The organism is Geobacter anodireducens (genome assembly GCA_001628815.1).
Taxonomy (GTDB): domain Bacteria; phylum Desulfobacterota; class Desulfuromonadia; order Geobacterales; family Geobacteraceae; genus Geobacter; species Geobacter anodireducens.
The window spans coordinates 2,603,745-2,620,005 of sequence record CP014963.1; the positions used below are offsets into that span (position 1 = coordinate 2,603,745).

The window sequence follows — 16,261 nt, forward strand, 5'->3', positions numbered from 1 at the left end:
CAGAACCGCTTGGCCCTCTCCCGCGGAAAACCGGGAGAGGGCCAAGGTTACCGAACCGTCAGATTGCCCACCGTGAGCGAACCCACCCCGACAGTAACCGTTCCGCGCAGGACCGAGTACCCGGCAACGCCGCCGAAGCCTTCGGCGTATCCGCCGTAGAATACGATGGATTTCCCGCCGGTGATGGCCAGGCTCTCCGGGAACTCCATGGCCCTGGCCTTGATGGCGGCGGCAGAACCATCGGCAACGGCGGCCATGGCTGCCGCCAGGGTCGTGTGGAGTGTCGTGGCGGCGCCAATGGTGAGCTCAACCGTTGGTGCGGGGTCAAACGCGGCACCGACGTTCCGGTCGGTGGCCATGGTCGGAGTGCAGGCACCGGTGCCGGTGCAGTCGCCCGACCAGCCCGCGAAGAGCGACCCCGCGGACGGCGTGGCGATGAGCTCCACCTGGCTTCCCGCATTAAAGGCTCCGTTGCAGGTGCCCGACGCGCAGGCGATTCCGGCGGGAACGCTGGTGACGGTTCCCTGTCCGTTGCCGGAAACCGTCACGTTCAGACTGTGGGTGTTCGGCACGAAGGTAGCCGTCACGGCCGTAGCGCCGCTCAAGGTGACCACGCAGGGATCGGTGCCGGCACAGGCCCCCGACCAGCCGGAAAAGAGGTAATCCGCGGCGGGCGTGGCCGTCAGCGTCACCGGGAGGCCGTCGTAGAACAACGCGCTGCAGGTGGACTCCGGGCAGGAAATCCCCGCAGGCGAGCTGGCTACCGTACCGCTGCCGTTGACGGTCACGGCGAGCTGATGCTGAGCGCGGGGGATGCCGGTCAGTGTCACATCGTCCACCTGCCAGAACCAGGAATAGTTGGCATCATAATAGCGGAAACGGATCATGACGTTGGCCTTGCCCGCCGCACGGGAGGTAAGGTCGATGTCCTCAGTGGCCGGTCCGTAATCGATCCCGTTCCTGCTCCAGAGGGACTGCCAGGGTCCTGCGCTCCCGCTGGTGCTCACATCGACGGAGGCGATCTCGTTGCTGTAATGGTCGAATAACGTCTTAAACCTCAGCGTGACTATCTCGTATCCGCTCAGATCCAGGAGCGGCGTCCGGAGCTCCGTATCCATGGCAACCGGGCCGGCATAGTCGCTGTCCGCAATGGCGAAGCCGCCGCTGCCCCCCGTATCGTTGTCCCGTGTTGCCGGATTATCGAAGCGCCACAGGGCTTTGGTGCCTGCATTGTCCACCAGGCTCCAGCCGGCGGGCGGATTCTGGCCCAGGGACTCGAAGCCGGTGGACAGGATGGTAACCGTGCGGTCCACATAGGTGCCGAAACCGATGTCCGCGACCATGGTGGAGCCCGACCTCCGGATGAGATCGAGGTAGAAGCCCGAATCGGCCCCGCTGTAGAGCCGGCTGCTCGGCACCGTGTCCGCGGTGAGGAGCGTCACGCCGGAGGTGCCCGGGAACGGATCCCCCGCATCGCCGCGGTTCATTTCCCTTTCCAGGTGGTAGGCGCCATCCGCCTGGACCAGGGCGACCTTGTAGTGGGACGTGCAGGGGCCCCGCAGGTGGGATACCACTCGCCGGTGTTGTTGGCTTTGCTTTCGTCGATGTGCCAGACAACGAGTCCCGAGGCGGGTATGCCGGCATCGAAGCCGGTTTGCTGACGGTTTTCCAGCAGGAAATATTCACCGGTGCCGCTGGCGGGAGAGCCTTCAAGAAGCTGCACCACCGCGGCGGTCGTTTCCACGGGGGCAAAGCTGAACCCTGCCTGGGCCGACGTCACCTTCTGGGGGGCCACCCACCCCAGCTTGTACTTGCTCCAGGGATCCAAGTGGGAGGGACGGTCCCCCTGGCGCGAGAGGTAGGTCCAACTGCCGGCGGCCATGAGGCTCCACTCGCCCACCCCTTCGGATGAACCGTCCGTGTCGTAGAGGTCAGGAAGACCCATCACGTGGCCGAACTCGTGGGCAAACACGCCCACCGTGGCAATTCCCGTACCGTAGCGCTCGGGCTGCATGATGTAGTCGTTGATCTTCACCATGGTGCCCGGATTAGCCGTGCAGGCGTCATTGGTGGTATAGGTGCCGTAGTTGCTTCTTTCAAAGTGTTTGGCGCTGCTCAGGGTCCAGCGGTGAGACCAGATGTCGGTGGCGGGAGTTCCCGCCTGGTCTTCGCCGGTCCCCTGGTGGACGATGGCAACCGCATCCACGTAGCAGTCGCCGTCCCCGTCGTAATTCGCGAAGTTGACCGTTGCGTCGGCGGCCTGGACCGCTTCATACACCAGATCGCCCGGCCACATGTCGTCACCCGAGGCGTTGTTGCTGCCATAGTAGTCATGGGTGTTGGGCGCCTGGACCCAGCCGACGATACCCGCCGGGCCGGGGGAAAGGGTAAAGCTGCCGGAGGAGACCTCCTGATAGTAATCCTTGAGGCTGTACGTGCCGGTCCCGAACAGGAGCGACTGGAATTCCTGAGGGGTGTTGGTCGTTGTACGGTCGGAAAAGTTCACGAGGATAACGGGGAGATTGGTCGAGCCGCTCGACGGCGGTGCGGGCTGGAGCGCAGACTCCTGAACGACACGCAAAGGCGCCGTTGCATCGGATGGCGACTTGAGTTGAGGCGCGAACCGCCCTTCGCGGTCGAGCTGCTTTACGATCCCCCGGGGAGGCCGAAGCCTTTTGGGCACATGTGCGGGAGGAGCATCACGCCCCACGGCCCTCCCTGAACTCATGAGCCCGCCATCGGGCGCCCGGTCGGCATAGTACCAGCCGCGTTTTTTGCCATCGAACACGATTGTGTGGCCGGAGTCGGTCTCCCAACCGTGCCGGGACTCGTCGCCCCACTTGCGGGCCCTGAATGCTGTGCCGTCCTCCTGCTGCATATCGAGGACAGTGGGCTCGGCGGGGACGGCCAACGCCAGTTCCGGCACTACCAGCGCCATCATCACCGAAAACGAAACACTGAGAATCTTGCAGCCGTTCATAATCGTCTCCCTTGTCGCGTCTGCATCTAACATGGAGTCTACTAGTGTAGTTATATCGGCTGATCGGCATCAGGTCTACAGTGCCGCCATAAAAAAAGGCGACGGTTTGACCGTCGCCTTTGGAGTACGCTTTTGTGAGCCTGCTTAGGGAATCTTCTGCTCCACAGGCTTCTTAACCGGCCCGTTCATGCGGATTGCCGCGGCGAACTCCATCCAGAAGATGAGGTAGATGGAGATCATGAGCGAGAGCCCGATGTTCTGGTTTTCGACACCGAGGGCCTTGGCCAGGACAGGCGAAGCGAAGCCGGCGCCCAGGGTGCCGGTGGCGCGCTCCAGCAGGTAGAAGGCGCCCAGGGTCAGCGCCGTGCCGACCACCATGATGGAGATGCCGCGGCCACGCTTGATCCAGTAGCGGGGCGAGAAGCCGAACATCCGCATGAAGATCACCACCCAGATGATCCAGACCGAGTAGTCCACCGCCGCGTCGGGGAGGGCAAGCTTGCTGTTCACCAGGGAAACTTCCAGCACGGTCACGGCGCCGAGCAGGATGAACATCCAGGAGAACTTCTCATTGGCCTGGGTCTGCCACTGGCGGCTGTCAGGGGCGGCTACCTCGTGCATGGAGTGGCTGTGGGTCCCCAGGGCCGAGAAGAGGATGGCGAACCAGATGCCGGCGTTGTGGAACAGGAGCGAGGCGTGGTTGCCCGCCACGTTGGCGATGCGCGCCATGGGGTCGGTGGCGAAGTCGGCGGTGATCCTCATCAGGAAGAGGTTGACCACCACCGAGCAGGTGATGATCACCGCGATGGTGAAGATCTTGCGCGGCAACAGATAGGGGTCCACCCGGTCCGGGAAGCCTATGATGAAGGCGAACCAGATCAGGAACATGATGAGCGGAATCCCGAAGCAGATGCCGTAGACCGAATCGCCGGCGAAATCGCCCGCCTGGGCGTAGATCTCCACGTTGTTGGCCGGATCGGCATCGGTGTTGAGGGCCTTGACGATGTCCTTGGGCATCTTCACCACGTGGGGCAACAGCCCCATGCCGTACCAGCCGTGGTCGCCCTGAGAGACGTCCACCACCCAGTACTGGTCGCCCATCATCTCGTCGAGCCCCTGGAAGATTCTCATGCTGAAGGCGGCACAGAGGGTCACCACCACGAAGAGCAGGATTGCGTTCTTGATACTCATTGGCATGGCGTGTTCCTCCTAATCCTTGTGGGTGGTCCAGAACATGGACACCGCATTGGCCGCGAACAGGCCGTAGAGCCACATGGTGTTCCACGCGGGGCCGGTCCAGTGGCTGCCGTGACCGCCGCCGACCACGCCGGAGGCGACGATGATGCCGATCATGGCCGTACCAGCAACCATGGCGACCGCCCGAAGGATGGCGCTGTTGCGCCAGGTGTGCCGCTCGAGCTCCTCGATCCTTGCCAGCAGTTCAAGCTCTTTTTCGCTCATCTCTCTTCTCCTTTACGAACGATATAACCGTTAACGCTGCAACGAATGTGAGGGCATAGAGAATGTACGGTCCGTGAAGATGCAGGCTCATGTTGTACAGCATGGTGTCTTCCTCCTTGTATGGTCAACACTTGACGGGTGTGAGGATGTCGTGGGGAAACCGCTCGGCCAGCTCCTGGTACTTCATGCACTCGCGGTAGCGGCAGCTGCAGAACTTGATGATCATGTTGACGTCGTGGGGCGAGATGTACCCGCAGCCCACATCGCAGATGTCATCGCTCTTACCGTAGAAGGGGCAGACTATTCCGTCCTTCATGGATACCTCTATCTCTTAAACCGTGTCCGGTCCGATTGACGCGCATGGGATGAGAGCCGGATCATCTGGTCGTCACCATCCCCGACCCTGTCCCATGCAATGAAGGAGTAACTGCCTATCCCTAGAGCAACCTGTATACCAATTACGTGAATAGGCTTTTATTGTTTTTTTAAGTATGTATTTTCAATACGTTATCTATGACAATGGGAACCATGGGAGGCGCTGGGGAGGAACAGGCTAGAACGTCGTTTTTGCACTCGTGCAAGGGTACCGGGACCGCCGGGGAGGTTACGGAGACGGCAGGGGGGTGCCGCCGGCGGAGGACGCCCCGGCAATACCTCATGATTTCAGGGCGTTCCGGTTATCGGCGTAAAGGATTGCAGGGCTGCAACGGCCGCGGCAGAAGGTTTTGCAGAAATGCAAACCCGTCTCAACGGTGAGAACGGAGTGAACGTCATCGTGCGGCCGGCAGGGGAGAGCGCCCCCGAGGGGCCCCCACGGGCCGTCAGACATAGTCTTCACGGCGGATATTGTACTTCTTGAGCTTGCGGTAGATGGTGGCCATGTTCATCCCCGCATCGCGGGCTGCCGCCTCCACGTTGCCGTGATTTTTGCGCAGGAGCCCCTTCAGATAGTCGATCTCGAAGCGCGACAGGGCCTGGGAGTAGTCGCTCTCTTCCAGCTCGCCGGCAACGCCCTCCTCGTCCCCGCCCGCGAGGAGGGGGATCTCGATGAACTGGGAGAGGACCGGAAGCGAGAGATAGTCGCCGTTTTCCATGGCGGTGCAGGCCTCGATCACGTTCTTGAGCTGGCGGATGTTCCCGGGCCAGGAGAACTCCATGACCGCCTCCAGGGCGTCCGGGGCGAGCCCCTTGATGGCGGTGCCGAATTTCTTGTTCTGCAGCGTGATGAAGTGGGCCGCCAGCAGCGGGATGTCGGCCCGCCGCTCCCGCAGGGGGGGCAGATGAAGATTCAGCACGTTGAGCCGGTAGTAGAGGTCTTCGCGGAAGGCACCGCTCTTGACCGCCTCCTTCAGCTCGGCATTGGTGGCGGAGATGATCCGCACGTCGACCTTGGTGGGGGTGGTGTCGCCGATGCGCAGAAACTCCTGCTCCTGGAGAAAGCGGAGCAGCGTCTTCTGCACGTTCATGGGGAGGTTGCCCGCCTCGTCCAGAAAGAGCGTGCCGCCGTCGGCCGCCTCCAGGAGCCCCTGGCGGTTCTCCTTGGCGCCGGTAAAGGCCCCCTTGCGATAGCCGAACAGCTCGCTCTCCAGCAGCGATTCGGGCAGCGCCCCGCAGTTGATGGCCACGAACTTCTTTTCCTTGCGCAGCGAATTGTAATGGATGGCCTGGGCGATGAGTTCCTTGCCGGTCCCGGACTCGCCGGTGATCAGGACCGACGTATCGCGGATGGCGATCTTCTCCACCTTGTCCAGCACCTCCTTGAGTCCGGTGGATGCGCCGATGATGTTGTCGAAGCGGAACTTGCCCACCAGCTCTTCCCGCAGTTCCCGGTTCTCTTCCAGAAGCTGGGTGTGCTTGAGGGCGTTCTTGACCCGGTAGAGGAGCTCCTCGGGCTCGAAGGGCTTGGTGACCATGTCGTAGGCCCCCCGCCGGAGCGCCTGGATCGAGGTCTCCACCGTGGCGTAGGCGGTGATCATGATGACCGGGATGAGGGGATCCTTGGCCTTGATCCGCTGGAGCACCTCGAGGCCGTCCATGCCGGGCATCTTGATGTCGCTCACCACCAGGTCCCAGTCGCCGGCCTTGAACTCCTCCACCGCCTCGAAGGAACGGGTATACCCCTTCACTGCATAGCCGCTGTCGGCGAGCACCGCCTCCATCATGCGGCAGAGCCCTTCTTCGTTATCGATAAGCATGATGCGCTTTTTGTCTGACATGATCGGCACCTCTCAACGGTAATGAACGCTACAGCTCTTCCGGCTCCAGGGGCAGGCGCACGGTGACGTCGGTGCCGCGCCCCACCTCGCTGTCGATGGCGATGCGACCGTGGTGCATCTCCACGATCTGGCGCGTAATGGCGAGCCCCAGGCCGGTCCCCTTGGTCTTGGTGGTGAAGAACGGCTCGAAGATCCGCTCCTGGTCCTCGCGGGGAATGCCGCAGCCGGTGTCGCTGAACACGATGTTCACGTACTGCTCCTGGTCCAGGAACGTCCGGACGGTGAGGACGCCGCCGGCGGTCATGGCGGAGCCGGCATTGAGGATCAGGTTGATGGCCACCTGGCGGATCTGGTCCCCGTCGGCCATGACCGGCGGCAGGTCGGGCGCGAACTCCCGGACCACGGTCACGTGGTGCATGTCGGTGTGGTTGGCGGCAAACCCCACGATCTGCCCCAGGAGGTCATTGATGTCGGTGGACTCCAGGGCAGGCTTGGGGGTCCGGGCGTAGGAGAGGAGATCCTGGACGATCTTCTTGCACCGCTTGCTCTCGCGCTTGATCTCGTGGATATATTTGTAGGTCGGGTCACCTTCGGTGATCTTCGACTCCAGGTACGAGGCATAGCCGAGGATCACCCCCAGGGGATTGTTGATCTCATGGGCAACGCCCGAGGAGAGGACGCCGAGCGACGCCATCTTCCCCTGCTGGGCCAGGCTCGCCTCCATCTCCTTGTTCTGGCGGATGATGGTGGTCATCCGGTTGAAGGCGCCGGCAAGCTCGCCCAACTCGTCGCCGGTGTCCACTTCCATCTGCTCGTCCAGCCGCCCCTTCTTGACCTTTCTGATCACGTCGATCATGTAGTTGATGGGGTCGGTGAACACCTTGGCCGCGAGGAAAACCAGCCCCGTTGCCACGAGTCCGGTGAGGATGGTCAGCAGCGTCATGGTGGTGACGATGCGCCCCCGGATCTTGTTGGCCTCCCGGTAGAACTCGTCCTCGTAGGACCCGACTGCCACGATCCATCCCCAGGGTTTGAAGTAGTCGTAGCGCACGAGCTTCATCCGCGGCGACGCGTCTCCCTTGTTGCGCCAGGGGTAGCGAATCCACCCGCGCTTCTTCTCCACCATCTCCTTGATGAACTTGTTGCCGCTGGAGTCGACGGCATTGAGGAAATTCTGCCCCTCGCCCGAGGGGTGAACGGTAAAGGTCCCCGTATCGTCCATGCAGAAGATGTAGCCGGTCTCCCCCACCTTCTTGCTCCGGATCTTCTCCTTCAGCTCGGCAAAGGAGCGGCGCTCGAAGGCCACGTCCTCGTAGGTCTCCTCCAGATAGCCGCCCGACGCGATGATCCAGTCCCACTGGGGGAAGTATCGGTAAGCCACCACCTTCTTGCGGGGGTACTTGTCTCCCAGCACCTCGTTGCGCCAGGGGTAGACGATATAGAGCACCTCACCCGGCTTGGCCTTGAGCGCGTTCTCGCACATGATCCGGATAAAGGGGCGGCCGTTCTCGTCCTTCTCGTCGTAGACGTTCTCCCCTTCACGTGCCACGTGGACTTCCAGCAGCCCCTTGGTGGTCATGGCGTAGATATACCCGGTCATGCCGACGCTGACCCGCTTGAGGGCCTTGCGGGCCTCCTCCTTGGCGGTGGGCAGATCGACCTTGCCGGCCCGGTACTGGCGGTCCTGGGCCTCGACCAGGTTGTAGGAAAGATTGGTGAGGGTGGCCAGTTCCAGGTGCACGGTCCGCATCTTGTCCTGCTTGTAGACCTGGAACTGCTGGTAGTGGGAATTGAGGAGATCGATGGTGAAGCTGGCCATGTGCTCCAGGTCGTCCCGGGAGGTCTGGGTGATCCCCCGGTAGGCCTGCTTGGTGGAGATGTAGCCGATCACCCCGCCCACCACGAAAATGGGAATGATCACCAGCGGCATCACCAGCACCAGCATCTTCCAGCGAAGTTTTAGATTGGTCATGAAGCTGAACAGATACCGACGCATGGGACCTCTTCCATCTGTGCGGAGTCACGGAGAATAGTATGTAAACATCAAAAAAAAATCCAGTTGTTTTTGCATATTTGCGAAAACGTCTCTTTTTGACGCCGTGGCTGGAGGGACACTTACCATTAATTATGCTCAATCAGCCAACTTTTGCGTGCTATTCCGATAATGATCCTGGTTCTGCAATTTCTCGCAGCCCGAACCATCAGAGCCATCGAAGCGACTCCCGTCAACCATCGCCTGAAACGCGGCCCCGCGGCCACAGGGTATAGGGGTTTTCCTGATTGAACAAGGAAGGTAATTGATTTATGAAAAGGTGTTAGTGATGTTAGGGGAATTGAGTAGGGCACACACGGCGTTTTGTTTTTTCTTTAACTGCCTTTGCTTTTCGACTACTACCCCTCTATGTACACCATGCGGGGATGGAAGATGTGGTGGGGCGCTGGTGTCGTCTACGATAACCAGGAATACCCCAGGGGACGTTCATGTTCGTGGGACGACAGTAGGTGACATGAGTGGCGGATATGGCACCTCGGCCAGTATTGCGGGGAGTGCTACCCCTCTTCGGCCCTGGCTATCAGTCGTAGGGGCGCGGTCCCGCGCGCGGGCGACGACGCCCTCAGGCGCGCCTCCACGTCACGGGCCGACATGGGCCTGCCGAAGTAATACCCCTGCACCTCGTCGCATCCCCGCTCCCGCAACAGCTCCAGCTCATCTTCCCGCTCGACCCCTTCGGCCAGGACCCGCAGCCCCAGGCTGTGGGCCATGGCGATGATCGCCTCAACGATGGCCCGGTCGTCCAGGTCGGAGACGATGTCGCGGACAAAGGAGCGGTCGATCTTGAGCCGGTCGATGGGAAAGTGCTTCAGGTAGCTGAGGGACGAATACCCGGTGCCGAAGTCGTCGATGGCCAGATGAATTCCCCTCACCTTCAGGTCGATAAGGGTCATGATGGTGTCCCGGGCGCCTTCGAGCAGGGTGCTTTCGGTCAACTCCAGCTCCAGGAGGGTGGGATCGAGGCCGGTATCCTCCAGGACCCGGTCGACCATGTCGATGAACCCGGGCTGGTTGAACTGGTGCCCCGATACGTTCACGGCCACCCTGACCGGAGGGAGGCCCGACTCCTGCCAGGCACGGCACTGGAGGCAGGCAGCCCGCATGACCCACTCGCCGATGCGGCGGATGAACCCCATCTCCTCGGCTGCGGGGATGAAGCGCCCGGGCGGGATGAGGCCATCCTCGGGGTGATTCCAGCGCAGAAGCGCCTCGACGCCGAAGACCCCGCCGGTATGCATATCGATCTGGGGCTGATAATCGAGATAGAACTCCCCATTGGCCAGGGCGCGCCGCAGACTGTCCTCAAGACCCCGCCGGTCCTGGGCGGAGCGGTTCATGTCGTCGCTGTAGAAACGATAGACGTTGCGGCCCGCGTCCTTGGCGGCATGCAGCGCCATATCGGCCCGCGAAAGGAGGACGTTGCCGTCCTCGCCGTCGGACGGGAACAGGGCGATGCCGATGCTGGTGGAGATGAACACCTCCTCCCCTTCCAGGTCGAAGGGAGGGGTGAGCAGGTCCAGGAGCGACTGGGCCACGATGCTCGCCCCACGCTCATCCCGCGCGCCGGTCAGGATCACCACGAATTCGTCGTCGCCCAGCCTGGCCAGGGTATCGCTGACCCGCACGTGAGCCTTGAGCCGGTCAGCCACCGATGTCAGGAGCAGGTCACCCATGGCGTGGCCGAGGGTGTCGTTGACGTCCTTGAACCGGTCCAGGTCCAGGAACAGCAGCGCCACCGTCCCCTCCTCCCGGCTGGCCACGGCCAGGGCGTGGCTGACGCGGTCCTGGAACAGCGCCCGATTCGGCAGGCCGGTGAGGGGATCAAAGTAGGCGAGACGCCGGATTTCCTCCTCGCTTCGCTTACGCTCCCGCATGTCGTGGGCGATGCAGACGATGCCGCACACCTCGCCGTCCTGGTTCCGCATGGCGCCGCCGGACAGAACCACCGGGATCATATCCCCCTGGCGGCTCCGGTAGAGGAGCTCCCGGTCGGGAACCTGACCCTGTTCGGCCATTTCGGCAATGATGCTCCGTCCGTGGTCCCCGTCGGCCAGGATGGTCGAAAAGGAACGGCCGATCAACTCGTTCTCCCGGTAGCCGAGCAGGCCGCAGAGGGCGGGGTTCACGTTCATGACCGTGCCGTTGGTATCCACCACCAGGAGGGCGTCGACCATGGAGCAGATCACGTTGTCCAGGTAGTTGCGCGCCGTGGTGATTTCGTCCTTGGCCGTCCGGAGCTCCGTGGTCATGCGGTTGAAGGCGTTGGCAAGCCTGCCGATCTCGTTGGTGCTGCTGATGTCGATGCGGGTGTCGAGGACTCCCTGCCCGACCCGCTCGACCCCTTCCTGCAGAAGCGCTATGGGGCGTGAAATCAATATCGCCGACAAAGAGCCGCCAGCCACGGCAAAGACGAACGCCACTGCCGATGCCGCGCTGAGGGTGAACAGCGCAAACGTGATGGCGTTGTGGACTTCCTGCTGGCGCATGGCGAGCTGCCGCCGTTCGAGGGCGATGGCACGGTTGACAACGTCGAGGAAGCGTCTCTCCGAAGCCTCGAATCGCTCCTTTACCTCCAGAATCGCCGAATGGGCGCCGGCGCGGCGCGCCGTCTCCATGGACTCGGCGCTGAGGGCCATGAGATCTTTGCCGGCCCGGTCGATTTCCTGGACATATTGCTGTGCTTCGGGGTCAAAACGCTCGGAAAGGTCTTTCAGGGTGGAAAACGCGGACTGGTACAGGCCGGCTCCCTGTTCCAGGAGCTCCTTTTCTTCCTCGGCCTGCTGGCGGGCGGCCCGGTCCCGGCCGACCATGCTCACCAGCGCAAACTCGCTGGTGGAGGCGACAATGCGCACTCCCGCATAACGGATGTCGTGGAGAGTCTTGATGGCAGGCAGGCCATCCCGCGTTACCGCGTCGAACTCGCCGCTGATCCTGGTGATGGCGCTGCCGCCGAAATAGCCGACCAGCCCCGTGAGCAGGGCAAAGCCAAAACAGCCGGCCGTGAGGGTGCTCCGAATCTTCATTACCGCCTCTGTCCTTTCAAGGAAAGCTCACCTGGCTGATGCCCCACTGCGTGATAAGGGACGGGGGAGCGGACCACAGTGCACCTTGTTACAGATATCGGCGAAACCCGCAGGAAGTTGAGTGGGAAATAGATAAAAACTGATGCCAGACAAAAACGCCGGTCCTTTCGTCAAGTTCCCCTGTCGATGGAGAGTTCTGTCAGCCGTTGATCAGGCGGTCCATCTCGGCCACGAGATCGTCGGCATCCTCAAGCCCCACGGAAAGCCGTACCAGGGTATCGCCGATCCCCCGGGCGGCCCGCTCGGCCGGCGGCATGGCCGCATGGGACATTCTGGCGGGATAGGAGATGATGCTTTCCACCCCGCCGAGGCTCACGGCAAAGGCGGCCAGACGCATCCCCTCCAGCAGGCGGCGGGTGGTCTCGACCGTATCCAGGGTGAACGACAGGACCGCGCCGGGCCCCGACGCCTGCCGGCCATGAATGTCGTGACCCGGGTGACCGGGAAGTCCGGGGTAGAAGACCCGGGTCACCCGCTTTTCCCCAGCCAGCCAGCCGGCAATATTGATCGCCCCGGCCTGGCTTTCCTCCATCCGGACCCGCAGGGTCTTGATGCCCCGCAGCACGAGCCATGAATCCTGGGGGCCCAGGATAGCGCCGAAAGCGTTCTGGATGAACCTGATCCGCTGCCCCAACTCCGGGTCCCTTACCACGGCAAAGCCGCAGATCACGTCGCTGTGGCCGTTCAGGAACTTGGTACCACTGTGGAGCACCACGTCGCAGCCCAGGTCCAGGGGCCGCTGCAGATAGGGGGTCATAAAGGTGTTGTCCACCAGGGTGATGGCCCCCCGCTCCCGGGCCAGGCGGGCCGCAGCGGCCAGGTCGGTGATTTTCATGAGGGGGTTGGAGGGGGTCTCCAGGTAGAGGCCCTTGGTGTTCGGGCGGAAGGCCGCCTCAATGGCGGCCGTGTCCGTGGCATCCACGAAGGTGGACTCGACCCCCAGCCGGCTGAAAAGCTGGGTCAGCGCCCGGAAGGTGCCGCCGTAGACATCCTCGCAGACCACCAGGTGATCCCCGGGCGAAAACAGGAGCAGCGTGGAGGAGATGGCGGCCATGCCCGAGGCGAAGGCGAACCCGCGGGTCCCGTTCTCCAGTTGGGCCACGGTCTCTTCCAGGGCCTCGCGGGTGGGGTTGTCCGAGCGGGCGTAATCGTACTTGCCGAAATGGTCCACCGATTCTTGCCGATAGGTGGACGTCTGGTAAATGGGAACCGAGAGCGCTCCGGTGGTCGGATCGATCTCACGGCCCGTATGGATGATGCGGGTGCCGAATTTCATACAGGACTCCTTTCGATAAGCGATTTGAAAGCCTTTACCGGTTTCCGGGCCCTGGTCTCTGGCTTTCGCCTCCAAACGCTTGGTCCAGGTCGGCGATGAGGTCGTCCGCATCTTCGATCCCCACCGAAAGGCGCAGGAGCACGTCATTGATGCCGAGCCGCTCCCGGACCGCCGGCGGGATGTCCGCATGGGTCTGGACCTGGGGGAAGGTGATCAGGGTTTCAACGCCGCCGAGACTTTCCGCGAAGGATATCAGCTCCGTATTGAGAAGCACACGCTCCACCAGGGCCTTGTCGTCCACCTCGAAAGCAATCATGGCGCCGAAGCCCCGGGCCTGGCGCGCCAGCAGTTCGTGTCCCGGATGGTCCGGCAGCCCCGGATAGAAGACCCGCCGCACCCGCGGATGCCGCGCCAGCCATTCGGCGATCCGGCCGGCGTTTTCCTGCTGGCGGTCCAGCCGCACCGACAGGGTCTTCATCCCCCGGATGGTGAGCCACGCATCCTGGGGCCCCAGCACTGCGCCCACGGAATTCTGGAGAAAGTAGACCCGGTCGGCCAGGACCTGATCCCTGACCGCGACCAGCCCCGACACCGTGTCGTTGTGCCCTGACAGGTACTTGGTGCCGCTGTAGACCGTGATGTCGGCCCCGAGATCCAGGGGCCGCAGGAGATAGGGAGTGAGGAAGGTGTTGTCCACGATACAAAGGAGCCCCCGCTCGCGGCAGAGCGCCGAGAGGGCCGCGACATCTGCCACCTTGAGGAGCGGGTTGGTGAGGGACTCCACGAACAGGGCCCTGGTCTCGGGACGGATGGCGCCCCGCACCGCCTCTGGATCGCTCGTGTCCACATAGGTGAACGAGAGGCCGTACTGGACCAGGATCTGGTCGAAGAGGCGGCAGGTGCCCCCATAGAGATCCTCGGTCACCACCAGGTGGTCGCCGCTCCTGAAGAGCAGGGAAATCCCCTGGCGCCGCCGTCCAGCCGGGCGATCCCCTCTTCCAGGGCCTGGCGCGTGGGGTTGCCTGAGCGGGAATAGTCGTAGCCCGTGCTCTGGCCCAGCCCCGGATGCCGGAACGTGGCGGTCTGGTAGATGGGCACCGTCACCGCCCCGGTGCGGGTATCCCAGTCGAGCCCGATCTGTGCTGCCTGCGTCGCGATGTTCATGGTTTCCTCCACAATGAAAAATCCCCTTCCGGGGTGCGGAAGAGGATTCGATTCACCGTGAGGTGTCACGCTCTTCCTTATCTCCCGAAACCTGTCGGTTCCGCAGGAATTGGCACCTTCCCCCCATGGGGAGGTTGCCGCGACGTCACCGGGCCTGTCCCTCGGTCGCTCTTGATAAGTTAAGCCGTATTCTGTTGTGGGTTAAGCTCGTGCTGCCCGACATGCCTTCAAATCGCAAAATACTTTACCAATTTAATAGGCATCAGTAAATCTTATTTTGATTATTTTCTACAAAGAATCACATCAATCCGCCTCGGGCGATAATGCGTCAGTCTCAGATACCGCATATCACCCTATTATGCTCACACAAATCAACAATACAGTTCTTCTGCTCATCCGTGAGCGCCAGAAACCTGACCCCGGCACCGGCTATGCCCGGCGACACCCCCCACGGCTTGCGCCAGCGCACCTCCGCCGCGATGGGCGTCTGGTCGCCGAATTCCAGCATGCGAAGCCAGAGCCTGGCTCCCAGGGGCCAGGGATCGACGGCAATGAGGAAGCACCCGTCGAGGGAGAGATTGAGGCTGACCGTGCGGATCACCTCTTCCGGGCTGAACGACGGGGTTTCCGAAACCATCACGTTCAGGTGCACGGCAACCCGGTCCCGCAGACGAATGATGCGGGGGGTGAAGTGGGCACACACCTGGCGGACGAAGCTCCCGAGCCCGGCGTCGGGGCCGGGGACGCGATCGTAGAAAAGTGCCCGCACCGTGGCGGAGCGGGAATCCCACTTCACCCGGAGCGTGGGAAACACCTGAATCAGATCGTAGAGGGATGCCTTTTCGGTGCCGGTTGCCCGAACCAGGGTGGGAACGTCCAGAAGGATGCCGTTGAATGCCTCCCGAGCCATGAGGATAAAGAGCTCTTCGATGGAGGAGACGACCGTCACGGCCCCCACCTCGCCCCGCACTGCGTCGAGATACGGAGCCACGGCTACCCGCCCCTCCACCACGAATACCAGGCGGACGGGCTCATCGGCCGTTGTCGGCTCTACATTACGTTCTGCCATTGCATTCTCCACGGGAAATAGATGGATATACGCCCAGCATCGCACCATCGTCCATGGGCACGCACAGCATATACGGAGAAACAGCCGTTCAGCGGGTGCCTCCCGCCGCCAGCACCGCCAGCATTTCGTCGTGGATCAGGCCGTTGGAGGCCAGGATGCGGTGTTCTGACACGGAGAAGGGGTCGCCGTTGTGGGTGGTGACCCGCCCCCCCGCTTCGGTCACCAGGAGGCAACCGGCGGCCACGTCCCACGGCTTGAGCTTGAGCTCCCAGTAGCCGTCGAGCCTGCCGGCGGCGACGCAGGCCAGGTCGAGGGCCGCGGCGCCGGCCCGGCGCACGGCCCGGGCCGCAAACTGAAAGCAGTAGAAGTTGTCGATGTTGTTTTCGTTGCCACGGGTCCGGTCATAGGGGAAGCCCGTGGCCAGCAGGCACTGATTCAGGGGAGCCCGGGACGAGACGTGGATGGGCCTGCCGTTCACGAAGGCCCCCTCCCCCTTCACGGCGGAAAAGAGCTCGTCCATGACCGGCTGATAGACCACGCCGACGGCCATCTCCCCGTCGATCTCCAGGGCGATGGAGACGCAGAACCACGGGAACCCGTGGGCATAGTTGGTGGTGCCGTCCAGGGGGTCCACGATCCAGCGGTACCGGGAGGTGCCCGTCTCCCTGGTCTGCTCCTCGGCCAGGATGTCATGGTCGGGGAAGGCGGCGCGGATGGTGGCGACGATCAACTCCTCGCAGGCCTCGTCGACCTCGGTGACCAGGTCGATCTCCCCCTTGTAGCGGATGTCGTGGTCGGTCCAGAGACGCTCGCGCTGGAGTTTTCCGGCCCGGCGGGCAGCCTCGGCGGCAACGGCGAGATACGTGGCGTTCATGGCATTCTCCCGGTGAATGGTGCTTGAGGGGTTATAGCAAACAGCCGCGTTTCACGCGACAAAAAAGCGGTCCGAGCCGTGGTTG

11 protein-coding genes, 1 pseudogene and 1 other annotated feature are annotated in these 16,261 nt (G+C 62.6%); all 12 genes and pseudogenes read right to left on the reverse strand.

The features are described 5' to 3' along the window. Positions 1–47: 47 nt before the first annotated feature. Complete coding sequence (locus A2G06_11925) at positions 48–1,364, reverse strand: hypothetical protein (protein ID ANA41675.1); 1,317 nt, start codon at positions 1,362–1,364, stop codon at positions 48–50. A 119-nt stretch (positions 1,365–1,483) separates the two neighbouring features. Then, positions 1,484–2,980, reverse strand: coding sequence for a hypothetical protein (locus A2G06_11930; protein ID ANA40860.1), 1,497 nt, complete (start codon positions 2,978–2,980; stop codon positions 1,484–1,486). A 144-nt stretch (positions 2,981–3,124) separates the two neighbouring features. Further along, on the reverse strand, positions 3,125–4,177 hold the full coding sequence (locus A2G06_11935; protein ID ANA40861.1) for a hypothetical protein: 1,053 nt from the start codon (positions 4,175–4,177) through the stop codon (positions 3,125–3,127). Between the two features lie 12 nt (positions 4,178–4,189). Further along, on the reverse strand, positions 4,190–4,441 hold the full coding sequence (locus A2G06_11940; GenBank protein ID ANA40862.1) for a hypothetical protein: 252 nt from the start codon (positions 4,439–4,441) through the stop codon (positions 4,190–4,192). 124 nt (positions 4,442–4,565) lie between these two features. Next, the gene (locus tag A2G06_11945) at positions 4,566–4,757 is read right to left on the reverse strand and encodes a hypothetical protein (protein ANA40863.1); all 192 of its coding nucleotides are present in this window, start codon (positions 4,755–4,757) and stop codon (positions 4,566–4,568) included. 505 nt (positions 4,758–5,262) lie between these two features. Continuing rightward, positions 5,263–6,657, reverse strand: a complete 1,395-nt coding sequence (locus A2G06_11950; protein ANA40864.1) for a Fis family transcriptional regulator — start codon at positions 6,655–6,657, stop codon at positions 5,263–5,265. Positions 6,658–6,685: 28 nt separating this feature from the next. Next, entirely contained in the window at positions 6,686–8,653 is a 1,968-nt protein-coding gene (locus tag A2G06_11955; protein ANA40865.1) for a histidine kinase, read from the reverse strand. 554 nt (positions 8,654–9,207) lie between these two features. Next, the gene (locus A2G06_11960; GenBank protein ID ANA40866.1) at positions 9,208–11,733 is read right to left on the reverse strand and encodes a diguanylate cyclase; all 2,526 of its coding nucleotides are present in this window, start codon (positions 11,731–11,733) and stop codon (positions 9,208–9,210) included. A 199-nt stretch (positions 11,734–11,932) separates the two neighbouring features. Then, positions 11,933–13,069 carry a cystathionine gamma-synthase gene (locus A2G06_11965; protein ANA40867.1) on the reverse strand — a complete coding sequence of 379 codons (1,137 nt, stop codon included), beginning with the start codon at positions 13,067–13,069 and terminating at the stop codon, positions 11,933–11,935. A gap of 34 nt (positions 13,070–13,103) precedes the next feature. Next, positions 13,104–14,233: pseudogene (locus A2G06_11970) on the reverse strand (cystathionine gamma-synthase). Positions 14,234–14,307: 74 nt separating this feature from the next. After that, positions 14,308–14,414, reverse strand: a binding site (SAM riboswitch class I). 153 nt (positions 14,415–14,567) lie between these two features. Then, positions 14,568–15,302 carry a pilus assembly protein PilZ gene (locus A2G06_11975; GenBank protein ANA40868.1) on the reverse strand — a complete coding sequence of 245 codons (735 nt, stop codon included), beginning with the start codon at positions 15,300–15,302 and terminating at the stop codon, positions 14,568–14,570. Between the two features lie 88 nt (positions 15,303–15,390). After that, positions 15,391–16,176: an inositol monophosphatase gene (locus A2G06_11980; protein ID ANA40869.1), complete on the reverse strand. Its 786-nt coding sequence runs from the start codon at positions 16,174–16,176 to the stop codon at positions 15,391–15,393. Positions 16,177–16,261: the final 85 nt, after the last annotated feature.

Coding starts and splice junctions, on each gene's coding strand:
- A2G06_11965 (ANA40867.1), bottom strand. CDS start 13,069: ATGAAATTCGGCACCCGCATCATCCATACGGGCCGTGAGATCGATCCG.
- A2G06_11960 (ANA40866.1), bottom strand. CDS start 11,733: ATGAAGATTCGGAGCACCCTCACGGCCGGCTGTTTTGGCTTTGCCCTG.
- A2G06_11955 (ANA40865.1), bottom strand. CDS start 8,653: ATGCGTCGGTATCTGTTCAGCTTCATGACCAATCTAAAACTTCGCTGG.
- A2G06_11975 (ANA40868.1), bottom strand. CDS start 15,302: ATGGCAGAACGTAATGTAGAGCCGACAACGGCCGATGAGCCCGTCCGC.
- A2G06_11935 (ANA40861.1), bottom strand. CDS start 4,177: ATGCCAATGAGTATCAAGAACGCAATCCTGCTCTTCGTGGTGGTGACC.
- A2G06_11940 (ANA40862.1), bottom strand. CDS start 4,441: ATGAGCGAAAAAGAGCTTGAACTGCTGGCAAGGATCGAGGAGCTCGAG.
- A2G06_11950 (ANA40864.1), bottom strand. CDS start 6,657: ATGTCAGACAAAAAGCGCATCATGCTTATCGATAACGAAGAAGGGCTC.
- A2G06_11945 (ANA40863.1), bottom strand. CDS start 4,757: ATGAAGGACGGAATAGTCTGCCCCTTCTACGGTAAGAGCGATGACATC.
- A2G06_11930 (ANA40860.1), bottom strand. CDS start 2,980: ATGAACGGCTGCAAGATTCTCAGTGTTTCGTTTTCGGTGATGATGGCG.
- A2G06_11980 (ANA40869.1), bottom strand. CDS start 16,176: ATGAACGCCACGTATCTCGCCGTTGCCGCCGAGGCTGCCCGCCGGGCC.